This is a genomic window from Rhizobium sullae, from assembly GCF_025200715.1.
Taxonomy (GTDB): domain Bacteria; phylum Pseudomonadota; class Alphaproteobacteria; order Rhizobiales; family Rhizobiaceae; genus Rhizobium; species Rhizobium sullae.
Genome location: NZ_CP104143.1, coordinates 653,895 through 668,614, shown reverse-complemented (window position 1 = coordinate 668,614; position 14,720 = coordinate 653,895). Strand labels below are relative to the sequence as shown.

The following is a 14,720-nucleotide window of genomic DNA, read 5'->3' as shown; positions in this document are numbered from 1 at the left end:
CAAAGCAGCCGCCGGTGATGCGGAAAGAACCGCGCCAGGCGCGCTCCCGAGCGACCGTTGAAATGATAATTGAGGCCGGTGCTCGCATTCTGAGTAACGAAGGGTGGGCCGGGTTCACAACCAACAAGGTCGCTGACACGGCCGGGTTGAGTGTTGGCTCGCTCTACCAGTATTTTCCGGACAAACTCTCGTTGATCGAAGCGATCCGCCGCCGTCATCTCAATGATTGTCTTGCCGTCATGCGGAAGTGCCAGATCGAAGGGCTAACAGCGGCGCAATTCGTCGCAAACCTGGTCCAGGGAATGATCGCCGCCCATAGCACCTGCCCCGGGCTCCATAGAGTTTTGCTCGATGACGCCCCCATCTTCGATGGGTACATGAATCCTAACAGCACATTTGAGGTGGAGTATCTCGCCTACTATGAGAAAGCCGTCGCCACCTATCGGAGACGCGAGCTCGATATGATCGACCGCACAGCCGCGTTGCTCATCTCCGATGCTATTGACGGCGTCATCCACAACGCCGCCCGCCGTGGCACGTTAAGGGACCCGGCCGTGCAGAGCGAGCTTATCCGCCTGGTCAGCCTGTACCTCGCAGATGGAGGCGAAGTAGCCGCACCTTAGGCGGCCCAAGCGAGTCAAAAGATCTAAAATTTTGGATCTGATTGAGATGCCTTTGGTAGCACCCGCTCGCAACGTTCTGGTGCGAGCGGCTTCAGTATCCGAAAGCGATTCGCTTCACGCTTTTTTAGAGCCCGGAAGCGGCGTAAATTCCGCGATCAAACGAACTGGCTCAAGCCCGGGACCGAGGCGACGACCTCGTCGACGACTTCTTCGCCGGCATATTGCTTGGCGATGGCGATGGTTTCCTTGGCGAGTGAGGTGATTTCGCCCATGCCGAGGCCCTGGCTCATCAGTTGCTGGCCGAGGCCCATGATGCCGCCGCCGCCAAGAGCGCCCATCAAACCGCCAAGCAGGCCGCCGCCGGCACCTTCGCCGTTGTACTGGGCGACGAGATCGGCGCCGCTCGGGATGGCTTCGATCATCTTGGCGACTGCGGCGTCATCCCCTTCGCGCTGCAGGAAGCCGAGCATCATGCCCAGCGCCTTCTCCGCCAGATCGGGCGCAATACCCACGCGATCGGCAATCTGGGTCACAACTTCATTCATCGTCAGCCTCCTGTTATTTTGACGTTAACGTCAACGTTATTCGAGTTTCTTCTGCAACTCAAGCCGCGCCGCCGGGAGAGGGTATTTTCCCCGGATTTGCTTTCAATGCAAACAGTTGTCGGCATCCCGGTCCCTGCTTATAACAGGTGGACGATAGTAAGATGAATGCGGCTTATTGCGATCTCCGCATTTCAAACGCAAGCGGCGGCATCGGCCCAAGGGAGAACTGTTTCATGCTCGAGGATGGCAAGATTTTCATCGGCGCCAGCCGCAATCCGGACGACAGCATCAACAAGCCGGAATATCTCGACCTGAAATTCGGCAACCGCCACGGCCTGGTGACGGGCGCCACCGGCACCGGCAAGACGGTGACGCTGCAGGTGCTGGCGGAAGGTTTTTCCAGAGCCGGCGTTCCGGTCTTTGCCGCCGACATCAAGGGCGACCTTTCCGGCATCGCCGCCAAGGGCGAGCCGAAGGATTTCCTCATCAAGCGGGCCGAGCAGATCGGTTTTGCCGATTACGAGTTCGACCAGTTCCCGGTGATCTTCTGGGACCTCTTCGGCGAGAAGGGCCACCGGGTCCGCACCACGATCGCCGAAATGGGACCGCTGCTTCTGGCGCGCCTGATGGATGCCTCCGAGCCGCAGGAGGGCGTCATCAACATCGCCTTCAAGATCGCCGATCAGGCAGGCCTGCCGCTGCTCGACCTCAAGGATTTTTCCTCGCTGCTCAACTATATGGGCGAGAATGCGAGCGAGCTTTCCAGCCAGTTCGGCCTGATTTCCAAGGCTTCCGTCGGCTCTATCCAGCGCGCGCTGCTCGTTCTCGAGCAGCAGGGTGCCGAGCATTTCTTCGGCGAACCGGCGCTGAAGATTTCCGACATCATGCGCACCGGCAATAACGGCTACGGCCAGATTTCCGTGCTTGCCGCCGACAAGCTGATGATGAACCCCAGACTTTACGCCACCTTCCTGCTCTGGCTACTCTCCGAGCTTTTCGAAGAGCTGCCGGAAATCGGCGATCCGGACAAGCCGAAGCTCGTCTTCTTCTTCGACGAGGCGCATCTGCTCTTCAATGATGCGCCGCGGGTCTTGACCGAGCGCGTCGAGCAGGTCGTGCGCCTGATCCGCTCGAAGGGCGTCGGCGTCTATTTCGTCACGCAGAACCCGCTCGACGTGCCGGAAACGGTGCTCGCCCAGCTCGGCAACCGCGTGCAGCACGCGCTGCGCGCCTATTCGCCGCGCGAGCAGAAGGCGGTGAGGACAGCCGCCGATACCTTCCGCCCCAACCCGGCCTTCGATTGCGCCACCGTGATCACCAATCTCGGCACCGGCGAGGCGTTGGTTTCGACGCTGGAGACCAAGGGCGCGCCGTCGATCGTCGAGCGCACGCTGATCCGCCCGCCATCCGGCCGCGTCGGCCCGGTGACGGAGGTGGAACGCCGGCAGGTTATGGACCGGAGCCCAGTGCTCGGTGTCTATGACGAGGATGTAGACCGCGAATCCGCCTTCGAAATGCTGACCGCCCGTGCCAGGAAGGCTGCCGAAGCAGAAGCCGCAAAGCGGGCGCAGGAGGAGGCTCAAGCGCAGCAGACGAGCGCCGGAACGACCTCCGGCTGGAGCCTGCCCGGCTTCGGCGGCAGCGATGATGAACAGCCAAGCCGCGGCCAATCGCGCGGACGTTCGTCCGGTTATCAGCGCGAAACCGTCGTGGAAGCCGCGATGAAGAGCGTAGCACGGACGGTTGCGACGCAGGTCGGCCGGGCGCTGGTACGCGGCATTCTGGGGAGTTTGAAGCGGTAAGTCTTGGCAGCGCGGTTCGCGGCCTCTTGCCATGGGGACCGCCCTCACCCTAACCCTCTCCCCGTTCTGACGGGGAGAGGGAAGGTGCCCCACCCTGCCTCGGTGATTTGAGAAGACGGCGCGGCATATTTCCTTCTCCCCGCGGGCGGGGAGAAGGTGCCGGCAGGCGGATGAGCGGCAAGCCGGCGACCATAAGAGGAAATCCGCCTACCGCTTGCGGACGAATTCCGTGCGCAGGACGAGGCCCTTGATGGTATCGTGGCGGCAGTCGATTTCTTCCAGGTTTTCCGTCAGGCGGATCGACCTTATCACCGTGCCCTGCTTCAGGGTCTGATTGGCGCCCTTGACCTTCAGATCCTTGATGAGAGTGACGGAATCGCCGTCCTTGAGGACGTTTCCGGCAGCGTCCCGGACCTCGGCGGCCGTCTGCGCGGCAGCAGCCAATTCCGAAGCCGGACGCCATTCGCCCGTCACTTCGTCATAGACGTATTCGTCGTCATTGCCCGCCATGGTCGTCTCTCCTAAATCAGAATTTGGCCGCTTATAACAGCCAGGCCGGCTTGCGCAAGTTCGGCCGGAAAGACAAGGGCCTCGTGCCGCGTACCGTGTTTTTGAAGAAAGCCTAATGCGACCGCCATGGTTGCATTCCTGCATAGGCGATGGTATTTCGTGTGTGCACTCAAATTGAAAGGAGGGTCGCGTGCAAAATTACTGTTTCCGGTTCAACCGGCAGCGTGGCCCCGTCAACGCCCTGCAAATGCGTTTGCAGGGCTGACCAGAGACCGTTTCTCGCCAAACTCTCTTCCTGGTCCGCCCTTTGTGGCCAGCAGCGCCAAGCTTTATCGCTTGAGCGGCTGCGATTTCAGATCCACCGCTGATGCATCGCATCGATGATGGCCCAAGAGCCCTCGATGGATGATCGCGCGGTCAAGACCAGAGAACGAGTATGACCCTTCTCAATATCCGCAACCTCGGCATCACGCTGTCGAACCCGCTGTTTTCCAGGCTCAACCTCGTCGTCAATGCAGGCGACCGGATCGGCATCGTGGCCGCCAACGGCCGCGGGAAATCGACGCTTTTCCGCTGCATCGCCGACACGCTCGATGCGACGGAAGGCGACATCACCAGGGCGCGCGGGCTGACCGTCGGCTATGTCGAGCAGAACGTGCCGCCTGCCCTTTTCGCCAGGACCTTTTATGACGCCGTTCTCGATGCACTCTCTCCGGAGCAGGTGGAAACCGAGAGCTGGCGCGTCGATGTGGTGCTGGATTCGTTCGAGGTGCCGGAGGAGTTGCGCCAGCGTTCGCTCGCCGCCCTCAGCGGCGGGTGGCAGCGGCTGGCGATGCTTGCCCGGGTCTGGGTTACCGAGCCGGACCTCTTGATGCTCGACGAGCCGACCAACCATCTCGATCTCGGCAAGATCGCGCGGCTGGAGGAATGGCTGAACGCGCTCCCTCGCGACGTGCCGGTGATCCTTGCCAGCCACGACCGCGCCTTCCTCGACGCCGTGACGAACCGCACGCTCTTTCTGCGTCCGGAGCAATCGCAGCTCTTCGCCCTGCCCTATTCCCGGGCGCGGGTTGCGATCGATGAGTTCGACGCGGCGGACGCGCGCCGCTACGAGCGCGATATGAAGACGGCCGAGCAGCTGCGCAAGCAAGCGGCGAAGCTCAACAATATCGGCATCAATTCCGGCAGCGACCTTCTGGTGGTGAAGACCAAGCAGCTGAAGCAGCGGGCGGATAAGCTTGAAGACGCGGCGAAACCGGCGCATCTGGAGCGCTCGGCCGGCGCCATCAAGCTCGCCAATCGCGGCACGCATGCCAAGGTGCTGGTGACGCTGGACGATGCGGCGGTTGGGACGCCGGACGGCACGCTGCTCTTCAAGACCGGCAAGCAGTTCATCTGCCAGGGAGACCGGATCGTGCTGCTCGGCGAAAACGGCGCCGGCAAGACGCGGCTGATCGCGATGCTACGCAAGGCGATCGCCAACCCGCAAACCGCCGAGAACGGCATCAAGGCCACGCCGTCGCTCGCGCTCGGCTACGGCGACCAGGCGCTTGCCGATCTCAGCGATGCCGATACGCCGTTGGAAACGATTATCCGCCGCTTCGACGTCGGCGATCAGCGGGCACGCGGGCTTTTGGCCGGTGCCGGCATGTCGATCGAGATGCAGGGCCGCCCCATCGGCCAGCTCTCCGGTGGGCAGAAGGCGCGGCTCGGCATGCTGGTGCTCCGGCTCTCCAACCCGAACTTCTACCTGCTCGATGAGCCCACCAACCATCTCGACATCAACGGGCAGGAAGCGCTGGAAGGCGAGCTGATGGCGCATCAGGCAAGTTGCCTGCTCGTTTCTCACGACCGCAGCTTCGTGCGCGCCGTCGGCAACCGCTTCTGGCTGATCGAGAAGCGGAAGCTGGTGGAGGTGGAGAGCCCGGAGGGGTTCTTCGCCTCGGCGGGCGGGCGGTGATTGGCGCGTGGGTTGCGGGACGTGGTTATCCGCTTACCCCTCCGTGGCCAAGTGAGGAGAGGTCGTGCAGTGCGGCCCCCTCATCCGACCCTTTGGGCCACCTTCTCCCCGCCGGGGAGAAGGGATGAGGGGGCAGCAAACCGCTACTTCCGCCTCCATTCCTGTGCTCGTCACAGGAGTGGAGTGGAACAAAAGAGCCATTTTAAAACGCCTTCGGCGCAGCGCCCAGCAGGTTCAGCTTGCCGCCGGTGATCGTGAAGAGGCTGAGCTTGCGTTCGACATTGCCGCCCGGGCTCAGGCGGAAGAGCCCGGTCACGCCGCGGAAGCCGGTCTTCATCGTCAGGTTCTCGGCCGTCACGCCCGCCGGGCCCTTGACGCGGATGATACCTGCGGCGATGGCGATGGCGTCGTAGCCGTAGGCGGCGTCCGTGGACAGCGTGCGGCCATGGTGGCGCTTGTAGCGGTCGGCGATCAGGCTGGCATCGTCCGGCTCGACCATGGCGATCGTGGCGCCCGCGACAGCGGGGTCTGCATAGGCCTGAGACGGCCAGGCGCTGGTGCCGATGAGAACGAGATTGCCCTGGCCGCTCGCCTTGATCGCACCGGCAACCGTCGGCACGATGACGCTCTTGCCGAGGATGACGACCGTATCGGCCTGCTGAAGCTGGGCCTTCGACTTCTGCACGGCATCGGCAGCGGCTGCATCGCTGAGATCGTAGCGCGCGGTCCCGGCATAGGTGCCGCCAGCGCGGATGGCGTCGGCAAGCCGCATCTCATAGGTCGGCGGAAAGTCCCTCGGGGCGAAAACCATCACCTTCTTGTGCCCGCCCGTAGCCGCCGTACGGATGCCTTCAAGCGCGCTGTCGAGCTCGTCCGAGGCGAAGTTGTAGACATTGCCGGCAGTTGCCGGAACGTCGTCGCCAAGGTTGACCAGCGGCGGACGCTGATCGGAGGGCATGGCGGCAATCGCTGAGGTGACGGCGGGCGGAGCATAGCTGATGAGCAGCGCTGAATTGCGCGCCTTGGCGGCGCTCACGGCGGCAGGCACCGCACCCGCGCCGCCCGAAACATCGATGACCTTGACAAAAACCTGACCGTTGCCGAGTTCGCCGACACTGAGAGCTGCGCCGTCGCGCACATCGCGGGCGGCACCCTCGTAAACACCGCTCGCGCCTCTAGGCAGCAGCAGCGTGACCTCCGTACCGGTCTCGCCGAAGGTCTCTTCGACCTTGCTCGACGGCGCCTTGATGTCGGTATTCTTCGCCGTGCCCAGCCCATCCGCACCCGACTGGCAGCCTGCGGCGGCGGTAAGGAAAATCAGCAGCGGCAGTGTGTGGGACAGGCGCCGGGGTGCAGACAAGGCGACCGAAAGCGCGTCAGCGAGCCTGCCGCATAAACCATACGATGGTTCGGTCCGTAGCTTTGAATGCGATATCACTGTTTCCCCCGAAATGCGGCATCCCGGCCTTTTGCGGCCTTTTAGACGGCGCTTATTTCTGCACCGGGCGCAGGCGAAAATCAAACCCTTCCCCCAAACTTGGTTGACGGCAAAGCTAAAGTTTTACGCGCCTTTGAACGGAAGATTTATACTTGGATTACCCACGCTTCCAAACTGCATATTTATAGCTATTGGGTACATTTCTCTCACACGGGGAGAACTAAACTGATGAAGCGCAGCACAAAAGCAAAAATACTCGCGTCTTTTACTTTATCATCTTTCGCACCATTGCTTCTCAGCTCGAATGTTGCGGCACAAATGCCAGAAATGCAGATCAGCGCGACGTCATATACATCAATACTGGCGACCAATACTATTTACACGCTAGCACAGGCAGGCAGCATGGCAGGCGTTTTCAATCTCCTCAGAACGGCCGCCAGCGACGTTTCGAGCGCCGTTCAGAGGATTAATCTTGCCGCCGTGACGCAATTGCCGCAGGCGGAGACTGCGTCGTTTACCGCGGAGACGACCGCCTCCATCAAGCCGGGTGTGCCGCGCAAGGCGGTCCCTTCGAATGATGCTGTCTTCGGCTCCGTCACCATTCCGTTCAAGCGGCTTGCCGCGGTCAAGCGCTTCGCGCCTTCGCTGGCGGAAATGGCGAGCGGCGCGGCCATCAAGTGCGGCGCAAAGGGTTGTTCGGATGCGGCTGAGGTCGTCAAGGCGACGCTCGACAAGACCGGGCACGCTTCGATCCGCGACAAGCTGAATGCGGTGAATGTGGCAGTCAATCGCGCGATCCGCTACCGCCGGGACGCCGACACCTATCAGACGGCGGACTACTGGGCGACGCCTTCCGAGACGCTTGCCCGCCAAGCGGGCGACTGCGAGGATTTCGCGATCCTGAAGATGGCGGCACTTCGCGCCGAAGGCGTCGACATGAAGGACATGTCGATCGTCGTGCTGTTTGACCAGAAGCGCCAGTTCTATCACGCGGTGCTTTCGGTCGAGGTCAACGGCAACTACTTCATTCTCGACAATATGCGCGATCAGGTGCTGCCCGACAACCGCCTGCCCGACTACCAGCCGCTTTTCTCCATCGCCCGTGGCAAGGGATATCTGCATGGGCTGCGTGCCGGCAACAAGCAGGTCGCTTCCCGCATTCCGCTGGAGAAGGTCGCACCGGGCGAAGGCGCGGCGTACTGAGACAAGCCAAAACGCGTGATGTTCAAGGCGGTCGCGCGATGCGGCCGCCTTTCATGCGTCAGTCAGTAGCGGGAGATGTAGCCGATCAGCATCGACTTTTCGTGCGTCGGCGCCAGGGCGAGATTGATCTGGCCCCGCATCGACTGCGTGCCGACACCGATGCTGAAGCCGGTGTTCAGCGTCTTGCCGCGGTTCAGGTTCAGCGTCGTGATCGCCTGCTCGATTTGCGTGTCGACGGAAAAGCGCAGGCTCTTAGTCAATTGCGCCGTATCACCCATGGGCAGGCGCTGGCGCAGCATCGAGAGAAACGGATCGTTGAAATACTGGATCCTCTTGTCGTGGGTAAGCAGGATCGCCGGCGATGGCGACGCCTGGATGACGGCATTGAGGTTCGTCATCGAGGCTATGTCCTCGACGGCGTCCAGGCGGCGCAGCGCCCATTTCAGACTGAGAACGCGCAGCAGCGAGGCGAGATTGCCGGATTCCGGCATCTGCGACGCCGTATATTGCACCAGATCGGCGGTCGTCATCTTGCCAGCGGAGGACATGCGGCCCAGGCCGTCCCAATAGATGCGCTCCAGGCGGATGCCGCGGCGCTCACCTGCCCGGCCGACGACGGCCCGGAAGCGCGGCTCGATTTCCTCCGCGCCGATAACCGGCAGCGGCTCGTCGGCGGGTTCAGCCTTCGTCAGATCGGTCGCGCGGGGTTTGGAAATCAGCATCTCACCGCTCCGTCAGCGCTTCGGAGCGCGCCTTGTTGATCGGCTTCAGCAGGTAGCTGAGGACCGTCTTGTTGCCCGTCATGATTTCGACGGCGGCGACCATGCCCGGAATGATGGGATAGAGCTTGCCGTCGCGCTCCAGCTCCGATGTGTCGGTCTTCACCTGCACCACGTAGTAGGTCTCGCCTTTTTCCTTTTCGACCAGGCTGTCGGCCGAGATGTTTTCCACCACACCTTCAAGCCCGCCGAAGATCGAGAAATCATAGGCCGTGATCTTGACGATCGCCGGCTGACCGCGACGGACGAAAGCGACGTCGCGCGGGGAAATCTTCGCTTCGATCAGCAAGGTATCGGCAGTCGGCACGATGCCGGCGATGACGCGGCCCGGATCGACATAGGCACCTATCGTATTGACTTCCAGCGTGTTGACGATGCCATCGACCGGCGAGCGGATATCGGTGCGTTTGACACGGTCGGAAGCACCGCGGATCGTTTCGTCGACGACGGAGAGTTCTGCAAGCGTCGTCGCCTTCTCGGTCAATGCCTGCTGGCGGAGTTCAAGCGCCAAGTCGCCGAGCTGGAGCGTCGCCTCCTGCACCGCGGCTTCCAGGCGATCAATGCTTTCCTGATAGACCTTGAGCTGGCCCTGCTGGTCCGTCAGGTCGCGTTCGACCTTCAGCATTTCGGTTTGGGCCACAAGCTTCTTTTCGCTGAGCGGCTTGATCAGGTCGTATTGGCGCTGCGCGCCCTCGATATTGTCCTGCAGGCGGGCGATATTGGCATGCGCCTCGTTGAGCTCGTTTTCGCGCTGCTTGACGCGCTCCTTGAGAACGCCGAGCTTGTTTTCGTAGCTCGCGCGGTCGGCAGCAAAGAGGCTCGCTTCGTTGCTGCAGACATCCTTGGCGACGGCAAGAATCTCCTCCGGGCAGATATAAGGCATCTCGTACCGACCCGCCTCCTCCAGCTTCAGCCTGGCGACCTTGGCACCGAGCGCGCGGGCCTTGGCGACCGATTCTCCGAGCGTCGAGGTGGTCGTGGTATTGTCGAGCTGGACCAGAAGCTGGCCCTTGCGGACGACCTGGCCGAGCGTCACGGCAATCTGCTGGACGACGCCGGGTTCGGAGGACTGGATGATCTGGGTTTTCGAAACGGGAATGACCTTGCCTTCGCCGCGGGCGATCTCATCGACGCTGGCGATCGCCGCCCAGCCGATGAAGCTTGCAATCAGCAGCGCGCAGAGCGCAAGGATGGCGCGGGCGAAAAACGGTGGATGGTCGAGACGGTTCGCGCTCATTGCTGCCCCGCCGGTTTGCGCATGGCCTCGATCACGGCCTGCTTCGGACCGTCGGCGACGATGCGGCCCTTGTCGATAACGATCAGGCGGTCGACAAGCTCCAACATGCTGTGGCGGTGCGTCGCGATCAGAAGCGTCGTTTCGCGGCCGAAGGCGCCGGACAGCCTAGAGATCAGATGACGCTCGGTCGCAAGGTCCATCGCGCCCGAGGGTTCGTCGAGGAAGACGATCTTCGGCTTGGTCAAAAGCAAGCGGGCTATCGTCAGCGCCTGCTTCTGGCCGCTCGACAGATTGGTTCCCCGCTCACCGACCGGCATGTCGAAGCCGCGCGGATGGTTGGAGACGAATTCATCGACGCCGGTCATGCGGGCGACCTCAAGGATTTCCTCGTCGGTTGCGTCGGCGCGGCCGATCAGCAGGTTTTCCTTCACAGTGCCGGAAAACAGATCGGAGGACTGGCCCGCAACCGCTACGGCGGCGCGCACCTCCGCCATGTGATACTGCCGGATATCGACGCCATCGATCAAAATGCGGCCGGCGGACGGGCAGAAAAGGCCGTCGAGCAGACGGCCGAGCGTCGTCTTGCCCGAACCGATGCGGCCGATGATGCCGATCCTCTCGCCGGGCCTGACAGTGAAGGACAGGCCATTGATGACCGGATAATCCGAACCCGGATACTGGAAGGAGACGTTCTGGAAGCTGAAGCCGCCCTGTTTGATCTGACGGTTGACGAAGCCGATCGTAGAGGGCCGGTCGTCCGGCTGCTCCATGATCTTGTCGAGGATGCGCAGCGACATGGTTGCCTGGCGGAAGCGCGCCAGCGTCATGGCGATCTGGCCAAGCGGCGCGCCGGCGCGGCCGGCGAGCATCACAGTCGCGACGATCGCACCCATGGCGATGCGGCCCTCGGAGAACTCATAGGTGCCGGCAATCACGATCAGCACGCTCACCATCTGCTGAATGAAGGTCGTCAGGTTGATGGCGTTGGTGGAGATATGCTTGATGTCTTCGCTGGTGCGGCTCGAATATTTGGTGAGTTCCTGCCAGCGGCGCAGCATCGTCGCTTCGGCGCGAAGGCTCTTCAGCGTCTCGATGGTGGAGATGGTCTCGACGAGCAGCGACTGGCGGCGGGACGCTTCGTTTGCGGCGGTTGCCATGCGCTTGCCGATCTGCGCCTGCGCCCAAAGGCCGATCGCCACCGACAGCACGAAGGCGGCGGCCGGGATGACGACCAGCCAGCCGGCAATCAGGTAAATAACTGCCAGAAAGATGAAGACGAAGAGACTGTCGATCAGCACGCCGATGGTGTTGGATGTGAAGAATTCGCGGACGAACTCATATTGCGTGACGCGGTTCGCATATTCGCCCGTCGACAGCGGGCGCGATTCCAGCGTCGAGTTCAGCACCTTGTCAAAGATCAACTGGGAAAGCCTGAGGTCGGCCTTGCGGCCGGCGTAATCGATCAGCGACGAGCGTGCCGTTTTCAGCAAAAAATCAAAGATATAGGCAAGCGAGATGCCTGCCGCGAGGACCCACAGCGTCGCCACCGCCTTGTTGGGCAGCACGCGGTCATAGACGTTCATGGTGAAGAGCGGCGAGCCAAGCGCAATCAGGTTGATGAAGAGCGCTGCCACCATGACGCGGACATAGGTGCGCCAGTAGGGCATCAGCGTCGTCGCCAGCCAGTGGCGCTTTTCGATCTCCACCGCATTGCCGACCAGCGCCTCTTCCGAAGCGTTCTGGTAATAGAGCGTGAAAGCGAAGGCCATCGCGGGCTTCAGCGCAACGAGTTCCTCGCGCGTCAATCTGATCGGGGCGCCGGCGATCGGAACGATATCAATGAGATAGGAGCCATCCTCCGCCACTTCCAATAGAGGAAGAACGCCGCCATCGGCAAAGCAGACGATGGCTGGGCAATCGAAATTGCCCAGGCGGCAATCGCGTTCCTGATGCCTGATGACCTGAAGGCCGATGCGCTCGGCCATCTGCTCCACGTCGTCGAGCTCGAGCGATTCGGTGATCTCGTCCGGCAGGCCGGAGAAGAGAACCGTATCGGAGCTCGGCCGGCCATAGAACGCAGCCACTGACTTGAAGGCAGCCTTGAAAGTCTGGAGCGGGGTGCCGCTTGAAGTCTCGAGCGCTACGTTCAGCATTGTTCCATGCCGTTTCGACTACTGCTGTCGAATCGGCGCCAGAAGGTCCAACGGCATGCCGGCTTTTTGATGCGACTCAAGCTCGACATATCCCGGATCTGCGACGCCCGCGGGGACAACAAACTCTTCCCGCGCATATTCTTTTGCCTGCTCGACCGGCCTCAGCTTCATCGTCTGGAGCAGATTGCCGGACGCGGCCAGGATCTTGTACTCGGCAAAGACCGATGCGAGACGGGCCGTATCGGCAAGAACTCTGGTATTGAAATTGGTGTTCTGCGCATCAAGCACATCGAGTAGCGAGCGCTGGCCGACGCTGAACTGCTGCCGGTAGGACGACACGAGCTGGGCATTGGTCGAGGCCTGCTGGCCGAGGATGCCGGCAAGCTTGCCGCGGCTGACGCGCTCGTTCCAGGCGGAGCGAACCGACTGCTCGACCTCGCGCTGCACCTGCGCCAGCGCATAACGCTGCTCACCGGCACGGCGGATCTGCTCCTGCTCGCGGGCAACATCGATACCGCCGCGATAGAGGTTCCAACGGGCGACTACGCGCACCTGGTAATCATTCGTGTTGCCATCGTCACCGTTGATGTCGTCGCCGACACGGGCGGTGCCTTCGAGGTCGACCTTCGGCAGGTAGTTGGCGCGCGCGCCGCGCACACCTGCATCGGCCGCATCGACATCCGCATTGGCGGAATAGATGCGCGGGCTGTTCTTGGCGGCGACGAAGACCGCATCATTCAGCGTCTTCGGCACATATTTGGCAACCGAAGGCGGGGTCTGCGCACCGGTGATCGGCTCGCCGACGTCCTCAAGGAAACGGATCTTCGTCGCTTCCAGCTCTTCCTTGGCCTCCTGTAGGCGGGCAGCGGCAGCCTGCTGGCGCTCGACGCCCTGCAGGCGGTCGGCGTCAGTCAGCGTGCCGCCCTTGATGCTCTGCTCGATGTTGCCGAGGATCTGGTTGTGGAAGGCCATGTTATCCTGGGCGGCCTTCACGATCTGATTTTGCAGGATGTATTCGAGGTAATCCTGCGTCACTTCGAGTGCAAGCGATTCGGAGCGCTCCAGCACGCGGAACGAGGCGCCATCGACGCGCGATGCCTGCTGCTCCACCTGCGCGCGGCGGCCGCCGCCATCGAAAAGCCGCTGCGAGATGGTGAGGCCGACATCGCCCGGCGACAAGTAATCAGTATCGGAAGTTAAAGTGCCGGTTGTAGAATTCGACAGCCGACGGCGACCGATCCCTGCGTCGAGATCAATAGAGGGCAAATAAAGCCCGCGCGCCTGGCGAAGTTCAAATTCGATTGCTTCACGATCCTTCGCAGCCTGCAAGATCTGCGGGTTCGTCTTCATTGTCTTTTCGATTGCCTGCTGAAGAGAAATAGCATTGGCGTCAACGCAAAATGCAAAATTTAAAGCAACAGTCGCAGACAAAGCTGCAAAAATTCTTTTGCCGTTAAACAAGTTTGATGCCCCTCATCATTCGTAATTAGCCCCGGCTACCCCATATACCGGAATCTCTTCTCGGTTAAGTCAGTAGCATTATGTTATCAACACTCCAACTGAGCTGAGCCAGCTTCCTGAGAAGACAGTTAACTCATGAGGTTTCCACAGCCAAAGCAACAATTTTACAGGATTTTTTAACCTGCGCTTGTTGTGCTCGCGGTTAGCTTCACACTCACCCCTAGTGAGTATCCCGACGACCATGATTTTTATTAACCGTTACTCCCCCGCCACAGTAAAACCCGCTTTGCTGCGCGCTGCAATCGGCGCAACATGCTGCCTAGCGGGATCCGTTGGTCTTTTACTTATCTTAAACCTTCTAATCCCGGATAAACCATTTTTGGTAGGATTCGTGAGTATTCCTCCAATTTCGTTTGTTGTTGCATTTCCGCTTCTTTTCGCGCTGCAACTGCAAAAAGCGGAACTTGAAACGCTACGCTCCAGAATGAGCCATGCCACCCGCCATGACCCCGTGACGAACGCGCTCACCGGCACCGCTTTTGCGGCTGCGATGCAGAATTACTCCGACCGCCGCCGGAAGATCGCAACGGATACCGGCGGCATCATGATCGCCGTCGTTATCGAGACGCTCGACGCGATCAGCCGCCGCTATGGCCCGCAATGGGCCGACACCGTGATGCAGTCGCTGGCCGACATCATCAAGAGCTCGGTCAGGAGCGGCGACCTCGTCGCCCGCCTCGCCTCCAACGAACTCGGCATCTTCCTGCCCGGCGCCACGCCCGAAAATGCCCAGGACATCGGCGCCCGCATCCGCAGGCGCGTCTCGCTGGCAGCCTTCGAGACCGAGGAAGCCCCCCTCGATCTCAAGATCAAGCTCGGCGGCGCTCTTTTCGAAGGGCCGGAGGATTTCAACCGGATCCGGCAGCTTGCGGACGAGATGGCGTTCGACAGCGCGACCGAGGACGGCGAGCCGATCACCATCGCCAGATTGCCGGCGGCGTGAGCGGAA

At 61.5% G+C, this 14,720-nt stretch carries 12 protein-coding genes; 5 read left to right on the top strand and 7 right to left on the bottom strand.

Features of this window, described 5'->3' with window-relative positions; genetic code table 11:
- The first annotated feature begins 17 nt into the window (after positions 1–17).
- Positions 18–623 (top strand): TetR/AcrR family transcriptional regulator, encoded by a 606-nt coding sequence (locus N2599_RS03270; RefSeq protein WP_037140734.1) that lies wholly within the window; start codon positions 18–20, stop codon positions 621–623.
- Between the two features lie 155 nt (positions 624–778).
- Here the strand turns inward: N2599_RS03270 and N2599_RS03265 are convergent, their stop codons facing one another.
- The gene (locus N2599_RS03265) at positions 779–1,168 is read right to left on the bottom strand and encodes a hypothetical protein (RefSeq protein ID WP_027507607.1); all 390 of its coding nucleotides are present in this window, start codon (positions 1,166–1,168) and stop codon (positions 779–781) included.
- Positions 1,169–1,401: 233 nt separating this feature from the next.
- Between N2599_RS03265 and N2599_RS03260 the strand changes: the two genes are divergently transcribed.
- Entirely contained in the window at positions 1,402–2,970 is a 1,569-nt protein-coding gene (locus N2599_RS03260; protein WP_027507608.1) for a helicase HerA-like C-terminal domain-containing protein, read from the top strand.
- A gap of 207 nt (positions 2,971–3,177) precedes the next feature.
- Here the strand turns inward: N2599_RS03260 and N2599_RS03255 are convergent, their stop codons facing one another.
- On the bottom strand, positions 3,178–3,480 hold the full coding sequence (locus N2599_RS03255) for an alkylphosphonate utilization protein (protein WP_027507609.1): 303 nt from the start codon (positions 3,478–3,480) through the stop codon (positions 3,178–3,180).
- A 436-nt stretch (positions 3,481–3,916) separates the two neighbouring features.
- On the opposite strand from N2599_RS03255, the gene N2599_RS03250 reads away from it, so the two are divergent.
- Positions 3,917–5,440: an ABC-F family ATP-binding cassette domain-containing protein gene (locus N2599_RS03250; RefSeq protein WP_027507610.1), complete on the top strand. Its 1,524-nt coding sequence runs from the start codon at positions 3,917–3,919 to the stop codon at positions 5,438–5,440.
- A gap of 202 nt (positions 5,441–5,642) precedes the next feature.
- Here the strand turns inward: N2599_RS03250 and N2599_RS03245 are convergent, their stop codons facing one another.
- Positions 5,643–6,800: a type 1 periplasmic-binding domain-containing protein gene (locus N2599_RS03245; protein ID WP_156915189.1), complete on the bottom strand. Its 1,158-nt coding sequence runs from the start codon at positions 6,798–6,800 to the stop codon at positions 5,643–5,645.
- Between the two features lie 480 nt (positions 6,801–7,280).
- On the opposite strand from N2599_RS03245, the gene N2599_RS03240 reads away from it, so the two are divergent.
- Positions 7,281–8,081: a transglutaminase-like cysteine peptidase gene (locus tag N2599_RS03240; RefSeq protein WP_244915056.1), complete on the top strand. Its 801-nt coding sequence runs from the start codon at positions 7,281–7,283 to the stop codon at positions 8,079–8,081.
- Between the two features lie 62 nt (positions 8,082–8,143).
- On the opposite strand, the gene N2599_RS03235 is transcribed toward N2599_RS03240, so the two are convergent.
- Genes N2599_RS03235 through N2599_RS03220 form a run of 4 tightly spaced genes read right to left on the bottom strand, consistent with a single transcriptional unit; the run spans position 8,144 to position 13,630 of the window.
- Positions 8,144–8,803 (bottom strand): ribbon-helix-helix domain-containing protein, encoded by a 660-nt coding sequence (locus tag N2599_RS03235; RefSeq protein WP_027507613.1) that lies wholly within the window; start codon positions 8,801–8,803, stop codon positions 8,144–8,146.
- A 1-nt stretch (position 8,804) separates the two neighbouring features.
- Positions 8,805–10,097 (bottom strand): HlyD family type I secretion periplasmic adaptor subunit, encoded by a 1,293-nt coding sequence (locus N2599_RS03230; protein WP_027507614.1) that lies wholly within the window; start codon positions 10,095–10,097, stop codon positions 8,805–8,807.
- Positions 10,094–12,250, bottom strand: coding sequence for a type I secretion system permease/ATPase (locus tag N2599_RS03225; RefSeq protein WP_027507615.1), 2,157 nt, complete (start codon positions 12,248–12,250; stop codon positions 10,094–10,096). The genes N2599_RS03230 and N2599_RS03225 overlap by 4 nt, the downstream gene beginning before the upstream one ends.
- An 18-nt stretch (positions 12,251–12,268) precedes the next feature.
- Complete coding sequence (locus tag N2599_RS03220; RefSeq protein WP_037140743.1) at positions 12,269–13,630, bottom strand: TolC family outer membrane protein; 1,362 nt, start codon at positions 13,628–13,630, stop codon at positions 12,269–12,271.
- 304 nt (positions 13,631–13,934) lie between these two features.
- On the opposite strand from N2599_RS03220, the gene N2599_RS03215 reads away from it, so the two are divergent.
- On the top strand, positions 13,935–14,714 hold the full coding sequence (locus tag N2599_RS03215; RefSeq protein WP_244915055.1) for a GGDEF domain-containing protein: 780 nt from the start codon (positions 13,935–13,937) through the stop codon (positions 14,712–14,714).
- The last annotated feature ends 6 nt before the right edge of the window (positions 14,715–14,720 follow it).